The organism is Yersinia sp. Marseille-Q5920, from assembly GCF_946902935.1.
GTDB classification, from domain to species: domain Bacteria; phylum Pseudomonadota; class Gammaproteobacteria; order Enterobacterales; family Enterobacteriaceae; genus Yersinia; species Yersinia rochesterensis.
Genome location: NZ_CAMPQA010000007.1, coordinates 1 through 17,091 on the forward strand (window position 1 = coordinate 1; position 17,091 = coordinate 17,091).

Below are 17,091 nucleotides of genomic sequence, written 5' to 3' on the forward strand. Positions count from 1 at the left end.
GACCGTATGCGGGTGACACCTACGGCCTGCACCTGCCGCTGCTGGCGGGCACCGAAGTGGCGATTGCGTTTGAGGATGGCAACCCGGACCGGCCGTATATTGCCTCTGTGTTGCACGACTCGGCGCACGGCGACCATGTCACCATCAGCAACTACAAACGCAACGTACTACGCACTCCGTCGAATAACAAACTGCGCCTTGAAGATGAACGGGGTAAAGAGCATATCAAGCTCAGCACCGAATATGGCGGCAAAAGCCAACTGAATCTGGGGCATTTGGTTGATAACGAGAAACAGCCACGGGGTGAAGGTTTTGAGCTGCGTACCGACAGTTTTGGTGCATTGCGTGCAGAAAAAGGCCTCTTTATCAGTGCCGACGGTCAGGCCAAAGCCCAGGGGCAGGTGCTGGAGATGCAACCGGCTATTGGCCTGTTGCAAGGTGCTCAGGAACAGATGGAGGCTATCTCCGCGGATGCACAAACCGCCACCGCCAGTCCGGCCGACCTGCAAGCACAAATCAGTTTGTTGCAGCAAAATCTGAGCGAGCTGAAACAAGCGGTAGTATTGCTGAGCGCCCCCAAAGGCATTGCCCTGAGCAGTGGTGAGCATTTGCAAATATCTGCCAGCGAAAACCTGATAGCCACTGCCGGTAAGAACAGCGACATCAGCGTAGCAAAGAACTTCTTTATTGGTGTGGGAAATACCTTAAGTATCTTCGTCAGAAAACTGGGGATGAAGCTGATAGCCAATCAGGGGCCGATAACAGTTCAGGCGCAAAATGATCTGATGGAGTTATTGGCGCGTAAAGCGATAACGATCACCAGTACCGAGGATGAGATAAAAATCACCGCCAAGAAGAGGATTACGCTGAATGCGGGAGGCAGTTATATCACGCTGGATGAGAATCGGATTGAGTCAGGCACTGCTGGTGAATATATGACCAAAGCAGGACATTACGAGCGGCAGGAAAAGGCGAGTTTAAAATCTATAATACCTGTTTTTCCTATTATTGAACCTGGAGAACATAGTTTACGGTTTGCATTCTATGGTGACGATCATGTTATTGGGTCTATGGGGCATCTTGTCGGTCAGCCTTACAATATCCGTAATAGCGCTGGTGAAGTTATAGCTTCAGGAGTATTAGATCAATCCGGCCGTTTCCCAAGAGTAAAAACTCAAGAAGCGGATGAGTTAACGCTGACTTTAGGTGAGGAAAAATGGACAGTAGAAGAGCTTATAGCGTCAACAGAAGACCCTATCGGTGAGGAGTTTAGCGAACCTGAGGAATACGATATAGATAGTGATCCTTATTTCGAGAATATCGCTCAAGAACAACAAAGTAATAGATTGCCTGATACGATAATTAATAAATTTATTGGCTATGTAGAAGAGGATATCTAGTATTGAAAACGTATATTTACAAATTTATTTTGAGTTTTGTATTGATCGTACCTTCCTTACTTATTCATGCTGCATGTTTAAACGAAGGTGATGCGGTAAAGTTATCCGGTAGCTTGAAAAAAGAAGTGTTTTTTGGCCCTCCAGGCTGGGGAGAGGATCCCAAAAATGATAAGAAGCTAACTTACTGGATTTTACATCTTGATAATCCATTAACATGTGTCATAGAGGCAAATGATACCCAAGAAGGATGGGGGAATGATGTCCAACTTATTCTTGAAAAAAATGAGTATGAGGATTATCGTCAGTTTCTTGAAAAACAGGTCAGTGTAACCGGCCGTATTTTTCTGGCCCAGACTGGGTACCATATGACACCTGTTCTGTTGGATGATATTTCATCAATTTCGCGAACTAATCAATAGTGGAAAAAATGAAACCAGTTAAATTTATAACGGCTACTAACCATCAGAATAAAAAGACTGTCGAATATGAAGCCGATGATGGTTCAATTTTATTAAAAATTGGTGGGGATCTAAGCTGGCGCTTTAATAATCCAGGAAATCTTATAGCCTCCAAAGATATATCAAAGCAGCCTGGTAGAATTGGTATTGGCACAGTTAATAATCCTAATAAGCATGATTTTGCTATTTTTGCTAGTTACAAGGATGGTGTTAATGCAAAAAAATTATTATTAAAAGGTAAGTATGGGAGTTCTACGATAGATGAAATGATAGCGAAATATGCACCCAAAAGTGATGGGAATGACCCTAAAGGATATGCAGATCATATAATTAATTATAGTGGTGCGTCACGAACACAAAAAATTAGTGACATGGATAATGCTACTTTTGAAAAGGTGATGCAGGCAATTCAGAAAAAAGAGGGTAGTGGAAAAGAAGGGAAAGAAGAATGGATAAAGACAACTAAAATTACCCTATCTGATGGTACAAAACCCGTTGTGGGTTATCCACTGAAAGTGACGCTTGGCACTTGTACCTATGAGTGGTTAACCAATAATTATGGCGAGCTTCCTCTTATTGCGCATCTTAATGATGGGATGAGGATTGAGGTAAAGTCGAGTAGCCCATCAGGTAAAGAAGAGGTTATTTATGCAGCTACAGGACTCGAGTCAAAGAGAATAGTACTGAAAAAAAAATCAGCTCAATATACTGCTCATACTTTACCTGAACAGCCAAAGAAACCCAGAGAAAAAAGCAAGCCTAAACCTATTGAGTATATTGTTGAGTCAAAAGATACTCTATCAAAAATTGCAAATCGTTTTAATGTAAGTATTTCCGATATTTCCAAGAATAATAATATAAAAAACATTAATAAAATATACCCAGGTAAAGTGCTAATTATATATGGCAATGCTGATAAAGGTATTGACTTAAGCGAGCAACAGCCTTGGGAAGAAAAGGGGACGTCGTTCCCAGTACCTCCATATCCTTCAAAAAAAGATATCGAACTAAAGAGGATTCCTAAATCAGAAGTTAAGCCAAAAGTAGAAACGCAATCCAAACCAGAAGCTAAACCCAAACTAGAAGCTAAACCCAAACCAGTTGCCCAGAAGTCACAAAAACTTGCTACGGTAGGTGGAAAAAATAGTGGGAATGGGCAGGCACACATACCTTTACTCCAGAACGAAGCTCCTTGGATGGTAGTTGCAGTTAAAGAAGCTGAAAAATGGGGGGGGGTTGATGAGTCTGTCATAGGTGATAATTTCCATAAATTATTAAGTGCTAATACGAAAAGAACATTATCTAATACGCCATGGTGCGCTTCATTTGTAAATTATTGTTTTTATTCAACTAATTATAAAACTTCACATAATTACGCAGGATCAAACTCTTTTGCAGATAAGGATGTGAATTTTAAAAAAATAAAAAAATCTGTTTTTGGTTGTTTAATGATTTGGCAAAAATCGGGTAATGGTCATGTTGCTTTTGTTTATGGGAAAGATAGTGTGACCGATCAAATTATTGTATTAGGTGGTAACCAGGATGATTCTATAAATTTCATGCTTGAATCTGACACAACAAAGAATTTTGTTGGCTACTATGTTCCTGCCATTTACAACCCAGACTTTGAAAAGAAGTTAGATGAGTATGATATTGTTGAGTTAAACAAAGAGTTTGGTATAACCTATGCCAGAAAATCCAAAGGTAAAGTTAAAAAACCAGTTAAGGATCGTTAATGATATGAAATCATTCAAACTAATAATATTTTTTTTTATTTTATTATCTAGTTTTTCTGGATATTCAGGTGAACGCGGATATTTTGTTTTTGTATGGGGAGATGATATAAGTAAAAAAACGTTTATCGAATATCGTGAAAATAGTAATGAGTATATAAAAAATAAAGAATGTTGGGCTAAAAGATATGGGAACGGGATATCAATAGCCTATGTTAATTTAGTTCCAAATGGAATTAATATAGAGTTAGTGAACCGAGCATTGTCTGGAGATGCGAGTTCTATTTCCCAAATACAATATATACTTAAAAACTATAGAGATGACCAGATAACGCATGGTTTTGATGGTATGCTTATTATGAAAGAAAAAAATAACATGATGAGCGTTTTATCCATACCATCATATGGAAGTATAAATAAAGTTCAACAGGAACATAAGGCTAATATAAATGTAAATAAATCCGAATTCATAGATAAACTATTATGTGAATCACTTTCACCATTTGATCGTCACTTTATCCCATGATTATTTTACTTATTTAACTACATAAGGGAGTCAATGTAAGGTGTAGAGCTTTTTGATGTGATAAATAAATTATAATGGAGGGTGTATGTTGAGTCGTATTTTATTTTTAAGTATATTATCATGCTATTTTTCTAGTGCGCATGCAGAGTTGAGTTGTAAACTAGGCTCTACTGGTTGTAACACCACTAAAGGGTTGCTAATATCAAAAAAATAGATGCAGAACAGATTGGTATTTATTTAAATGATAATTTAATTTCCTCGCTTAAAGCAAATGACGTAAGTGAGGCTTTCGTTTATTATGATTTACCACATCAAAAAAATAAATCTAAAGTCATTGAAAAGCTATTAATTATATATGATGGTAAAGATTGCGTATTCAGATAATACAATGTTTCGATGTGCTAAATTTAGAATTATTGATCTTAATGACCCATTAGTAATATCTGATTAATTTTATCCTCCAGTGTTAAATTCTATACTAATGCACGTTTCATGGGGAACAGATAAATCTACTATGAGTTTCGATGATAAATCTGAATTCACATATCAAAATGGGCGCGTGACCATGACAAATGGTGGTGTGATGGCCCAATAGGAAAAAATAAATCAATCTAAAGGGAAGTGACTGATCAGTACCCTAATATAAACCTTGGTTAATATATGACAAGTATGGGTTAAATCATCTAACTAGCTGCGTGTTATCACACTGCATACGCGAAACACCAGTCTAATTACGTCATGACAGAATGCTTTCCTCTTCGTTATTTAATATTCGAGTCCTCTTATGCCCGTAAAATTAACCACCATTCCCGGCCCATCATTACGTCCTTCGCCGCCCAAGCCATTACGTTGGCTGATTGTATTGCTGGGTCTTACTGCGGCAGGAATATTACTGATGCGTTTTCTGGGGAAAGTGCTGGGCAATACCGAATTCTGGTGGTTTGCCATCGGTATCCCGGTGGTTTTCTGGCTGGTTCTCATGGGGTTTCGTCTGGCGATTTATCTGATACAGCAGATCCAGGCAAACGCCTGGGATAGACGGCGCGAGCAGGTCATATTGCAGGAAGTTCGCCGTGGGCGTCGGGCGTTACAAATTCTGGCTGCTGAATGCAGTACGGCGCATGACTCTGACCTGCAATTTACCGAGATAGTTGATGCGTTACTGCGTAATGACAATAAAATTATTCCTCAGACTGCCTGGAATAGAGAAAGCAGTGTTCGGCACAGTCGGTTACCGGTCACTGAAGGCCTGTCCCCGGAGGCACACCTCCTTACCGTGTTTTCTGCTCTGCTGGAAAACTTGGCTGACCCCCTGTTCCTGCTTCCTCCCGACAATACGGTCGCTATTCTGTTGGAGTCTTCTTCATCAGTGCCCAGACCTCGGGTGCAGGCGCTCTGGCAGCAAGCCTGGCAGGAGAGCGATATTTGTCAGCCTACTACGTTGTTATCGGGCGTCGGGTTGAGTGTTATCGACCACTGGCTTGATCACCGTATCAAAGATAATGCGCTGTTGTTGGTTGTCGCCGTGCAGATAGCCCCTGAACAGCCCGAAATGACCGGAGAGGCAGTGGTGGGGTTGCTATTTGCCAACCGCCTGACGCAGAAAGTGCTTACCCCATTGGCGCTGTTACACCGCCCGGAATCCACCCCCCCACAGCAGGAGACATTGCAGGCGGGGGTGTTACAGGCGGCTGACTGGGTGCCGTTACCCCCGAATGTCATACAACATCTCTGGTTGGCGGGGTTATTTGCAAAGAGTGAGGGATATCGCAGTGCCATCGGTGTTCAGGGTAAAGCACCGCTGGCACGCATCACACCCGGCCCGGATGTCCATAATTTTAATGAATTCTTAGGATATCCAGGATGTGCTGCTCCCTGGCTGGCGATAGCTGCCGCCGCGCAGGCCATCGGTCATTCCGCGGTACCACATATGATCCTCAGTTGTGAACAAGGCAGTGACACTGTCTGGAGTACTGTTGTATCCCCTTATGCTTCCCGCAAGGAGAATGAAACGTGAAGCGCATTGCCTTACCGATTAAAAAACCAGAAGTCTGGTTCTGGATTGTTGCCCTATTATTTTTGCTGGCGGGTGCCGTGTTGTGCTGGCTGGTCTGGCAATATCCAGAACGGGTGGGATTAATTCAGGGAACACCGCAACGTGATCGCTGGCTGACGGGACTGGTGGTGGGAACAGGGATACTGACCCTGTGTGCATTACTATCGTATGTCGGAACCCGGTTATCTGGCAGAAAGCACTTTGATGAGATACGACAGCGGGCACTAGGCGATGATGTGCCGTTGCTGAAAGAAAACGCGAAGGTGGGAGATATTCAGCAGGGCGAACCGTCCCGTCTGAAAACCCGCTTGCGCCGCCGTTACGGGCTGTTCTGGCGCTACAAAGTCCGGTTGCTGATGGTGGTGGGAGAGCCTGACGAAATCACCGCACTGGCCCCGCAACTGGCGGAACAGGGCTGGCTGGAAGGGCAGCGTACGGTGCTGGTTCACGGTGGTAGCGTACAAAATCCGGCCGATGAAACCGGGCTGAGTGAATGGCGTAAACTGCGCCGTGGTCGCCCGTTTGATGGCATTGTTTGGGCGATAACCGCCGCGCAAAGTAGTCATCCACAGTGGATGGACAACGGCCTGCGAACCCTGGAAAAAATGGGTGCAACCTTGCGTTATCAACCACCGGTGTATCTGTGGCAGGTCTGCGACAGCGAGTGGGCTCAGGATACGAGGGTGGAGCAGCCAGTCGGGGTGGTATTCCCGGCGAAAGCCACGCCAGAGGCAGTTGAGCTTCAACTGCGCGCTCTGTTGCCGCAGTTACGTGAGCAGGGGATGCAGCAGCTTTCTGTCGAACCACACCATGATTTCTTGTTGCGCCTGGCGCAGTCGCTGGAGCAGGGCGATGCCACCCACTGGCGGCAGCGTCTGACACCGTGGTTTACCGAGTATGCGACGCGTATTCCCCTGCGTGGGTTGATGTTCAGTTTGCCGGAGGTATCAACATCGGCGGCGCGTGTGCACGAGAAAAACTGGACTGCATCTGACCGCTGGCAGGGGGTACTAGATGACTGTCGTTCTGCCCGTGGACGCCGTGTCGGGCTGCCGTGGGAGCAGACAGTGTGCTACAGCTTGCTGGCACTGATAGTGCTGTGGGGTGTGGGCAGTGTGGTGTCATTTGCGGTCAACCGTCACCAAATGGTCTCTGCCGCGCAGCAGGCACAGCAACTGGCGCAGTCGCAAGCGGTCTCTGACCAGCAACTCATGGCCCTACAAGCCCTGCGCAATGATATCGGGCGCTTACAATCTCGCGTGGCGCAGGGGGCACCTTGGTATCAGCGCTTTGGCCTGGATCATAATGCGCCGCTGCTTGAGGTCCTGATGCCGTGGTATGGCCAGGCCAACAACCGCATTCTTAGGGATGCCACCGCGCAAAGCCTGCATCAGAAACTCAGTGAACTGGCGGAACTGCCGGCTAACAGCCCGCAACGTGCGGCACGGGCAAAAACAGGCTATGACCAGTTAAAGGCCTATTTGATGATGTCACGCCCGGAAAAAGCCGATGCTGCATTTTATGCACAGGTGATGCAGACTACCGAGCCTGCGCGTGCCGGTGTCTCTCCTGGTCTGTGGCAGAGTCTGGCCCCAGACTTATGGCAATTTTATGCGCAAAATCTGCCTGCTCAGCCGGACTGGAAAATTAAACCGGATACCGAGTTGGTAAGCCAGGTACGGCAGGTCTTGCTGGGGCAGATTGGTCAGCGCAATGCAGAAAGTACGCTGTATGAAAACATGCTGCTATCGGTGCGTCGCAACTATGCTGACATGACGCTGACGGACATGACTGGCGACACTGATGCTCAGCGTCTGTTCCAGACCTCGGAATCTGTGCCCGGTATGTTTACCCGCAAGGCCTGGGATGAGCAAATTCAGCAGGCAATAGATAAAACGGTGGCCTCCCGTCGCGAAGAAATTGACTGGGTATTGAGTGATAACCGCCGTGCGATATCAGAAGACATTTCACCGGAAGCGTTGAAAAAGCGGCTGACGGAACGTTATTTCACCGATTTTGCCGGGAGTTGGCTGAGTTTTCTCAACAGTTTGCACTGGAATGAGGCGCATAACTTGTCGGATGTGATTGACCAACTGACGCTGATGAGTGATGTACGCCAGTCGCCGCTGATTGCGCTGATGAACACGCTGGCGTGGCAAGGACAGACTGGGCAGCAGAATCAGGCGTTATCGGATTCTCTGGTGAAGTCCGCCAAGGCGCTGATGCATAAAGATCAGACCCCGGCCATTGACCAGAGTGCCGATGGGCCAGTAGGCCCGCTGGACGAGACCTTTGGCCCGCTGTTGGCATTGATGGGCAAAGGTGATGCACAAAACAGGATGTCGTCCGACAGTTCGTTGAGCCTGCAAACGTTACTTACCCGCGTGACCCGGGTGCGGCTTAAACTCCAGCAGGTGGTTAATGCTTCAGATCCACAGGAGATGACACAGGTGCTGGCCCAGACCGTTTTTCAGGGCAAAAGTGTTGATCTGACGGACACGCAGGAGTACGGCAGCCTGATTGCCGCCAGTCTGGGGGAGGAGTGGAGCAGCTTCGGGCAGACGATGTTCGTTCAGCCGCTGACGCAGGCGTGGGAAACCGTGTTGCAACCTTCCTCGGCCAGCCTTAACGACCAGTGGAAAAACGCGGTGGTGGCCAATTGGAAATCAGCCTTTGACGGGCGTTACCCGTTTGCCGCCAGTAAAAGCGATGCTTCACTGCCGATGCTGGCCGAATTTATTCGTAAGGATAGCGGGCGTATCGACAGCTTCCTGACCCGTGAGCTGGGTGGCGTGCTGCATAAAGAAGGGACGCGCTGGGTTCCGAGTAAAGTGAACAGCCAGGGGCTAACGTTTAACCCGGACTTTCTGGCGGCCATTAATCAACTGAGTCAAGTCTCCGATATTCTGTTCACTGACGGCAGTCAGGGGCTGCGCTTTGAGCTACTGGCACGTCCGGTTCCGAATGTGGTGGAAACCAATTTAGTGATTGATGGACAGAAATTGCATTATTTCAACCAGATGGAAAGTTGGCAGAGTTTCCGCTGGCCGGGTGATACCTACAAACCCGGCACGCTGTTGACCTGGACCGGTGTGAGTTCCGGCGCCCGTTTGTACGGTGATTATCAGGGAACATGGGGGCTGATCCGCTGGCTGGAACAGGCAAAACAGAAAAAGCTGGATGAAGGGCGTTATCAACTGACCTTCACCACCATGGATAACCAATCACTGCAATGGATATTACGCACCGAGCTAGGCAAAGGCCCATTAGGTCTGCTGCAACTGCGTAACTTCACCCTGCCTGCGCAAATTTTTCTGATACAGAGCGCTACCACAGGGGTTTCTGATACATCAGACAATGAGGGCGTGATGGAGGAGTAATACTCTTCATCACCCCCGATATCCACCGACGGGAACCGTTATGGCTACGATAACTACATTGATAACCGCCTGTGCCGCGGCCCCTGAGTCACTGTTAGTGCAGGCAGAACAACAGGTTGCGCTCTGGGTTCGCTGGTTGCAGCCGGTGACGACTGACCAGCACAGCGGAGAAGACCCTGGCTACAATGACGACTTCCAGCAGATGCGTGAAGAGGTCAATAAACTCTCGGGTGCCGATACCACGTTAACCTGCGAGCTGGCAGAAAAACTGTTAACCCTGCATGGCAAAGATGTGCGGGTGGCAACCTATTACATTTGGGCGCGTTTACACCGTGATGGCGAGGCTGGGCTGGCGGATGGACTGGCACTGCTGGCCGGGCTTATCAGCCGTTTTGGTGAAACCCTGCATCCGTTGCGCGCAGCCAGTCGGAAAACTGCGCTGGAATGGCTATCGAGTTCTCGCGTGCTGGACAGTTTGTCGCTCTATCCTGAAGTGGATAATGCGGATTTTGAACGCATCGTTGGCGCACTGGCGTTAATCGAACAGAGCCTTAGCGGCTGGGATGACGCATCCCGTCCGCAGTTTGGTGGATTGTATCTTGCCTTGGAACATCGTCTGGCGCAGTCCGGTGGACCGAATGCGGTGGTGCCACAAAACAGCAGCGGGTCATCATCGGCAGGGAGTCAGGGCCAGACTGCTATGGTTTCACCGGAGTTGCGGCCAGTCCAGTCGGGGCGTGACCTGCTCGACCAGACTAAAACGTTAGCAAAATACCTGCGTAACCAGCCGCAGGGATGGCTCTCCGGGCATCATCTTATCAAGAGCGTGCGCTGGGATACGGTACACCAGTCACCGCCGTTGGATGTGAGTGGACGAACCCGACTGGTACCGCCGCGCCCGGAATATCGCGCGCTGCTCAAGCGTCTTTATCTGCAACAAAACTGGCTGGAGTTGTTGGAACAGGCGGAATCGATATTTGCCGAAGGGGTCAACCATTTCTGGCTCGATGTGCAGTGGTATCTGCATCAGGCACTCAGTAAAGCGGGAGCCCCATTCGATGGCTGGGCCGCTTGTATCACCCAGGATTTGCGTTTGCTGCTGACCCGGTTGCCGGGGCTGGAAGGGCTATGCTGGAGTGACGGCACGCCGTTTGCTGATGAGGTGACGCTGGGGTGGATAAACCAGCAGGTGCTGGAGTCGGTGTCGGGCTGGGGCAGCGAGCCTGCTGCCGTGGTGTCATCCGGTGAAGATGGCATTCTGTTGCTGGAGCCAGAAGCTCTGGCTCAGGCGGACAGTGAAGGGATTGAAGCCGCACTTAACTGGTTGCAATCCCGTCCGGGTATTACCACTGCCCGCCATCAGTGGCTGCTGCGTTTGGTGATGGCCCGCGTGGCGGAGCAGTACGGCAAGAACGATATGGCACTGCATCTGTTGAGTGACCTTGATAGCAGCGGCGCATTGCTAACCTTGCCGCAGTGGGAGCCGGGGCTGGCGTTTGAAGTCAAAGCCCGAAGCCTGAAGCTGCTGCGGATGAAAGCACAACGCAGCGACAGTGACAAAACCCGCCTGCATGTCGAAATGGAAAGCCTGCTCAGTGGGCTTATTGCCCTTGACCCGGCCCGTGCGGCCGTATTATGTGGATAACCGAAAAGGAATAGACAATGGCAAAAGGTTATTACCTTGGTGTTGGGGATCAAACAACCTGTGGTGGCGTGATCATCGAAGGTGATGCCACACATATCCTGATGGGCAAAGCCGTGGCCCGTGAGCAAGATAGAGTAACCTGCGGCAAGCATCCGGGAACTTATATCATTGTCGGCCACATTCCCGGTGATTCTATTCATGGCCGTAAGTTTGCTGGCACCTTGAATAGTCAAAGCAATTGCCCGTGCAAGGCGTGGTTTATTCCTTCGTTGGTGAACGATACGTATGAGTTTTCTTCTATGATCACGGGAGGATCAAATGAGCAACAAACTCAAACTTCAGGCACTCAGCAGGATAAGAAAAAACCAGAACCGCTAATCCCTCCTGTTCGAATCTTTGAAACAAAGAGAAAAATGGATGACTATGCGGCAAAGGATATGCTTCATGGGGATCTCACCGACGACGTGTTAAAAAATACGTTTGGTTTGAACAGTGTTTCTGCGAAGGTTAACCCCTATACCGGCGTTAAATTTGATATTTCTGCCTATAATGGCTATTACTTTCCTAAAGAAGATGTTCGTTTAGATAAAGAAGCTATAGCGAAAATCTTGTTTGATGAGTTTCGTGATTTATCAGGTCTGTTTTCCTTCTATGGGGAATACCAGAACGTCATGCGTAAAATGATTACTCATATGCAGGGGAATACCGGAAAACCGTTCAGCGACCCATCGCTGAACAAAGCGTTAAAGGAGCATATATTAGGTGACACTACCAATAAAAGTTCGTTACGGTTAATTAAGTCGGCGATTGCTAATAATATTGACTGGGAAAATGAGCTTTATCCTTTGCTAAAGAAAGACAATATACTGCGGGCAATAAAAAACTCAGTCCTTCCAAAATTTAATGATTGGGCAGATAGAGGGAATGGTTTGGTAATTACGGTTCATGACACATGGTCAACCCATATTACATTACAGTCACTAAAAGTCTCAGGCAGTACTTATACAGCGGTTATACACTACAGAATTCAAGACCATTTTGGCCTCGATGATGAAGATATAGCTAATAAAATATATAAACAATTTAGGATATTTCGAATTTGGTTCTTCCTTCAGCGCTCAAAAGAATATAATTACAAACCGTTCATAACGGAAATGAATGCAACTGTAACTATCCATGGGCAACGCCGATTATGAAGATAAAATGGATTATTTTAACAGTAATAATTATCAGCACGTTTACTTACATAGTGCGTCCGATATTTCTTTCAACGAAAATAGCTGGTGTGCATCAAGATCAGTACTGGACACATATAATTGTAAAAAACTTCCCCATCACTGATAAAGGGAGAGTAGAATGGTGGGAAAATAACGCAACCAACTTGAAGTTAAAATATAAAATACCCGTAATAAACCCTGAGGATGGGGGGTTTAATATCATCATCTGGAATATAGGGGAAGGATATAAACAAGAAGTACCAAAGCAGGATTGGATGGCCCCAAGCGTAGATACATCTTATCTTATATGCTTCGATGATATGGAAGATAATAATAATTGCATAGAGAAAGATAGTCTGCTTTCTATATCTCGCCACAGAGATTCTCGGCATCAAGATAAAATGGTAACAGACTTCTCAATTGATAATAATACGTACAGGCAATATGATGAAAACAAGAAAGTCATAAAAATAGACAATAATGAAGATGCTATTTATTATTGATATTTACATGTGCTCGCAGGTATGAAGAGTATTTCATTTTTTCGATATATAAATCCCTATCCTTTTAGCTGATTCAGCTTGGGGATTAGTTAGATGAAGATGGTAGGGCATTATCTGGTTTGGTTGAAAAATAAGGTGAAACTTCGGTTGGTAAATTTATGTAGGATTAATATCTTTATATGGTTAAGGATATCTCATTATTGACTACATGATTTTTGCCAATTATTTATAATGGCAATTAATACCAAAATTACCCTAGCATTATTGAATATAAAATTAAACCGAACTTATTAGCTTCTATTTTATTGGTTTCATAGAGAATCTTATGGACGATTTAACCCTGCGTTATTTTGACGCCGAAATGCGCTACCTGCGCGAAGCGGGCGAAGAGTTTGCTCGTGCGCACCCTGATCGGGCTGCCGGATTAAATCTGGATAAAGCCGGGGCGCGTGACCCCTATGTGGAACGTCTGTTTGAAGGCTTTGCCTTTCTGATGGGCCGACTGCGGGAGAAATTGGATGATGACCTGCCGGAGCTGACTGAAGGGTTGGTCAGCCTGCTGTGGCCGCACTACCTGCGCACCATTCCGTCGCTTGCCATTGTGGAGTTCACCCCACAATGGCAAGGGATGAAAGAGCGCATGGGGGTGAGCAAAGGTTTTGAAGTGCTTTCCCGCCCCATTGGGGAGCGTGAAACCCGTTGTCGCTACACCACCACGCAGGATATGGACTTGCTCCCGCTGACACTACGCCGTGCCGAATTGGACAGCGAACCCGATGGCCGATCGGTTATCCGGCTGCGCTTTGATTGCAGCGCACTGGCCGACTGGAGCCGTATCAACCTGAGCCGCCTGCCGCTCTATTTTGATGCCGATGCGCCACTGGCTTGCGCCCTGCATGAGGCGCTGACCCTGAATACTGCCAAACTCTGGATCCGTCTGCCGGGGCAGGCTGATCGCCAGCCGCTGGACGGCTATTTTGCCCCGCAGGGGTTTGGTGAGCAGGATACCTTGTGGCCGAAGGCCGACAGTGCGTTCAGTGGTTATCAGCTCCTGCTGGAGTACTTCACCTTCCGCGAAAAGTTTATGTTTGTTGCGTTGAAGGGGTTGGAGGGGGTCGAACTGCCAGCAGAACTGCCCTGGTTTGAGATTGATGTGGTGCTGGAAAAACGCTGGGAACATGATTTTTCATTCTCCGAAAAGAATCTGCGCCTGCATTGTGTGCCGGTGATTAACCTGTTCCCGCTGGAATCTGACCCGTTGTCGCTATCTTCATTACAGACTGAATATCAGCTGCGCCCGATGCGCATTCAGGACGGCTATACCGAAATTTATTCGGTAGATTCAGTGATTTCTTCCCGCCATAGTGGGCATCAGGTCTATGTCCCTTTCACCAGTTTCCGCCACAAGGGCGGAATGTTGCGCCATGATGCGCCTGAGTATTACTACCATACGCGGGTCAAACGCGGGCCTTCGGGATTACACGATACCTGGTTGGTGCTGGGGGGGGAGGCGTTTGATAACCACAGCGTACCGGATAATGAAAACTTGTCACTGAGCCTGACCGGCACCAATGGGCAGTTACCGCGTAAAGCGCTACAAAGCACGGTACTGGATACTGTGGTGAAGTCTACCGGTGCCCAGGTTCGGGTGCGTAATCTGTCGGCGCCTTCGTTGCCGTGCTATCCGCCCAACCGTGACCGTTTTCATTGGCGGGTACTGAGCCATCTGGGCAGCAGTTTTTTGTGGATGATGGATAACGCTGAAGTGCTGCGCGGCACGCTGGCGCTGTATGACTGGACGGACAACGAAATGAACCGACGTCGACTGGAGGCTATCGCCGAGGTTAAACATAGCGAGATTGAACGCTTTGAGCGAGGCTATCTGTTGCGCGGGGTGCACATTGAAATCACTCTCGATAGCAACGGCTTTACCGGTACCGGGGATATTTGTCTGTTCGGGGAAATGCTCAGTCGCTTCTTTTCCCTGTATACCGATATTCATCTGTTTAATCGCCTGACCTTGATACTGCAACCGACAGGAGAACGTTTGGAATGGGAAGAGAATCACCAGTCCCGTATTCCTGGCTAAATGCCCGGCTTAAGCGAGATATCGGACAGATCAATTTTTACCGTTTCTGTCAGTTACTGGAGCAACAACCGGGCACCTTGCCGCTGGGGAGTACCAATAGCCCAGTTGATGATCCGGTGCGCTTTCGTCCGCATCCGGGCATGGGGTTCCCGGTCAGTGAGCTGAAGGCGCTGGAAACTGACCCGGATCAGCCTGATGCACCGCTGACGGCGCGCACCACCTTTATGGGGTTGTACGGTGTGGATTCTCCCCTGCCGACAGCCTATATCGACGATATCACCCAGCAGCGGGAAGGGCATGAGGCGCTGGAAGGGTTCCTCGATATTTTCAACCATCGTTTTATGACGCAGTTTTATCGCATTTGGCGCAAATATTCCTATCCGGCCACTTTTGAGTCGGGCGGCAAAGATAACACCTCCCAAAGCCTGTTGGGGCTGATTGGCATGGGTATCCCAGGTTCGCAGCAGCATTTTGCCACCCCGACATCACGCTTTCTGGCCCTGCTGGGGGTGATGCGTCAACCGGGGCGAACTGCCGAAGGGGTACAGGCACTGGTCCGACTGCTGGCCCCCTTTACGCAGGCTGATGTGACGCCCCATTGCCTGCGTACGGTTCGTCTGACCTCACAGATGACATTTGCCGACGAAGGGGGCAACTGGCTGGACGGTTACACCGTACTGGGCGATGAGGCCATCGATGCCAACAGTCAGTTATTGATTTCTCTGCAGACGGAAGATCGCGACGAGGCCGGTGACTGGTTACCGGATGGCCCATTGTATACCGATTTTCTGGTGCTGTTGCGGGTGTATCTGGGCTGGCGCTATCGAGCCTGTATTCAACTGACTGTCGCAACACGGTTGCTGCCGGCGTTGGTGTTGGATGAGACGCCGGTAAGGTTGGGACTGACCGGGGTGCTAGGGCTGGATGACGATACGCTGTCAGACGATATACCTGAATACTATACCGTGGAGCTGGGACACTACAGTGGACTGACTCCACAGAAATACCAAGAAGGAAACCGACGTGTTAGCTATGACTTCGAAAAATAAAATCTGTACTTCGAAAAATAAAACTTGGGCCGCCTGGAAAAATAAAATCTGCATCCCAGCATTGGTCTTATTGCTCAGTGGCTGTGGGCTGACGCAAGCAGTGACTGATGGCACCGTGTCTGCCACAAAATCACTGTTTTATAAGCAGATAAAGGTACTGCATTTGGATTTTACCGCCCGTGAAGCTCTGAATACCGATGAGCACGAAGCGAACTCGTCATCGGAACCGGTGATGGTGCGGGTTTATCAGTTACGTGATGATAAAACCTTCTTAAAAACGGTGTATCAACAACTGGCGAGCGACGGGGAGGCGGCACTTAAAGATGACCTGCTGGCCAGCCGCAGCGTGGTAGTGAAACCGGGCGGTGCGGTAACCTTGGATATGCCGATGGAAAAAGATACCCGGTTTGTGGCAGTAGTGGCGCTGTTCCGCCATCCAAATATGGCCAAAGACCACTGGCGTCTGATTCTGACGCTGGACGACCTGCATCCCGATAAACCTCGGACCCTTGAGTTGGGTAATAACAGCCTGACATTACGGGCGGAGACAAAGTAATGCCGGACGCCTCCTCGCCGTCACTGTATGAGCAATTGCTGGGCAATTTCACTGGCGGGCTTGAACTACATCAGGTCAGTGAAGCTAATCAGGTCATTCTCTCGGTGCTGGATAATATGCAGCGCATTCTCAATTGCCGGGCGGGGACACTCAGTCATCTGCCCGATTATGGTCTGCCGGATATGAGTGAAATCCTACAGGGATTGCCGGGCAGTGCGCACGCGCTGCTGACCACGCTCTCAGCCACGTTGCTAAAATATGAGCCACGGCTGAAAAGTATCAACGTGGTGCTACTGCCACAATCTGCTCCCGGCCATCTGGAGTACGCCATTGAGGCGGAACTGAAAGGTCTGGGATTGGTGCGTTACGGCACCGCATTTATGCCAGAAGGGCGGGTGTTGATTCGTCATCTTAAACAGCAGTATCTTGATAAAACAATGGGAGTCTGAAGTGCATTATCGGGTTCTGAACTCTGGAGT

13 protein-coding genes are annotated in these 17,091 nt (G+C 48.2%); all 13 read left to right on the plus strand.

Annotated features, from left to right (window positions below; genetic code table 11):
* Window positions 1-1,400, plus strand: a 1,400-nt coding sequence (locus OVO64_RS11610; protein WP_267248790.1) for a DUF2345 domain-containing protein, incomplete at its 5' end; no start/stop codon positions are given.
* Between the two features lie 2 nt (window positions 1,401-1,402).
* Window positions 1,403-1,819 (plus strand): DUF4431 domain-containing protein, encoded by a 417-nt coding sequence (locus OVO64_RS11615; protein ID WP_050292389.1) that lies wholly within the window; start codon window positions 1,403-1,405, stop codon window positions 1,817-1,819.
* An 8-nt stretch (window positions 1,820-1,827) separates the two neighbouring features.
* Window positions 1,828-3,594, plus strand: coding sequence for a TIGR02594 family protein (locus tag OVO64_RS11620; protein WP_050292387.1), 1,767 nt, complete (start codon window positions 1,828-1,830; stop codon window positions 3,592-3,594).
* 4 nt (window positions 3,595-3,598) lie between these two features.
* Entirely contained in the window at window positions 3,599-4,117 is a 519-nt protein-coding gene (locus tag OVO64_RS11625; protein ID WP_050292385.1) for a hypothetical protein, read from the plus strand.
* 784 nt (window positions 4,118-4,901) lie between these two features.
* Window positions 4,902-6,134, plus strand: a complete 1,233-nt coding sequence (locus tag OVO64_RS11630) for a hypothetical protein (protein WP_050292384.1) — start codon at window positions 4,902-4,904, stop codon at window positions 6,132-6,134.
* Window positions 6,131-9,553 carry an ImcF-related family protein gene (locus tag OVO64_RS11635; protein ID WP_145509880.1) on the plus strand — a complete coding sequence of 1,141 codons (3,423 nt, stop codon included), beginning with the start codon at window positions 6,131-6,133 and terminating at the stop codon, window positions 9,551-9,553. The genes OVO64_RS11630 and OVO64_RS11635 overlap by 4 nt, the downstream gene beginning before the upstream one ends.
* A 40-nt stretch (window positions 9,554-9,593) precedes the next feature.
* Window positions 9,594-11,198: a type VI secretion system protein TssA gene (gene tssA / locus OVO64_RS11640; RefSeq protein WP_145509879.1), complete on the plus strand. Its 1,605-nt coding sequence runs from the start codon at window positions 9,594-9,596 to the stop codon at window positions 11,196-11,198.
* Between the two features lie 17 nt (window positions 11,199-11,215).
* Entirely contained in the window at window positions 11,216-12,394 is a 1,179-nt protein-coding gene (locus OVO64_RS11650; RefSeq protein ID WP_099462361.1) for a PAAR domain-containing protein, read from the plus strand.
* Window positions 12,391-12,918: a DUF943 family protein gene (locus OVO64_RS11655; RefSeq protein WP_099462363.1), complete on the plus strand. Its 528-nt coding sequence runs from the start codon at window positions 12,391-12,393 to the stop codon at window positions 12,916-12,918. Before OVO64_RS11650 ends, OVO64_RS11655 begins: the two co-directional genes overlap by 4 nt.
* A 325-nt stretch (window positions 12,919-13,243) precedes the next feature.
* Entirely contained in the window at window positions 13,244-15,007 is a 1,764-nt protein-coding gene (gene tssF, locus OVO64_RS11660; protein WP_145509878.1) for a type VI secretion system baseplate subunit TssF, read from the plus strand.
* Window positions 14,971-16,056, plus strand: a complete 1,086-nt coding sequence (gene tssG, locus OVO64_RS11665) for a type VI secretion system baseplate subunit TssG (RefSeq protein WP_145509877.1) — start codon at window positions 14,971-14,973, stop codon at window positions 16,054-16,056. The genes tssF and tssG overlap by 37 nt, the downstream gene beginning before the upstream one ends.
* The gene (gene tssJ, locus OVO64_RS11670; protein ID WP_145509888.1) at window positions 16,040-16,612 is read left to right on the plus strand and encodes a type VI secretion system lipoprotein TssJ; all 573 of its coding nucleotides are present in this window, start codon (window positions 16,040-16,042) and stop codon (window positions 16,610-16,612) included. The genes tssG and tssJ overlap by 17 nt, the downstream gene beginning before the upstream one ends.
* Window positions 16,612-17,061, plus strand: a complete 450-nt coding sequence (tssE, locus tag OVO64_RS11675; protein ID WP_057532637.1) for a type VI secretion system baseplate subunit TssE — start codon at window positions 16,612-16,614, stop codon at window positions 17,059-17,061. Before tssJ ends, tssE begins: the two co-directional genes overlap by 1 nt.
* Window positions 17,062-17,091: the final 30 nt, after the last annotated feature.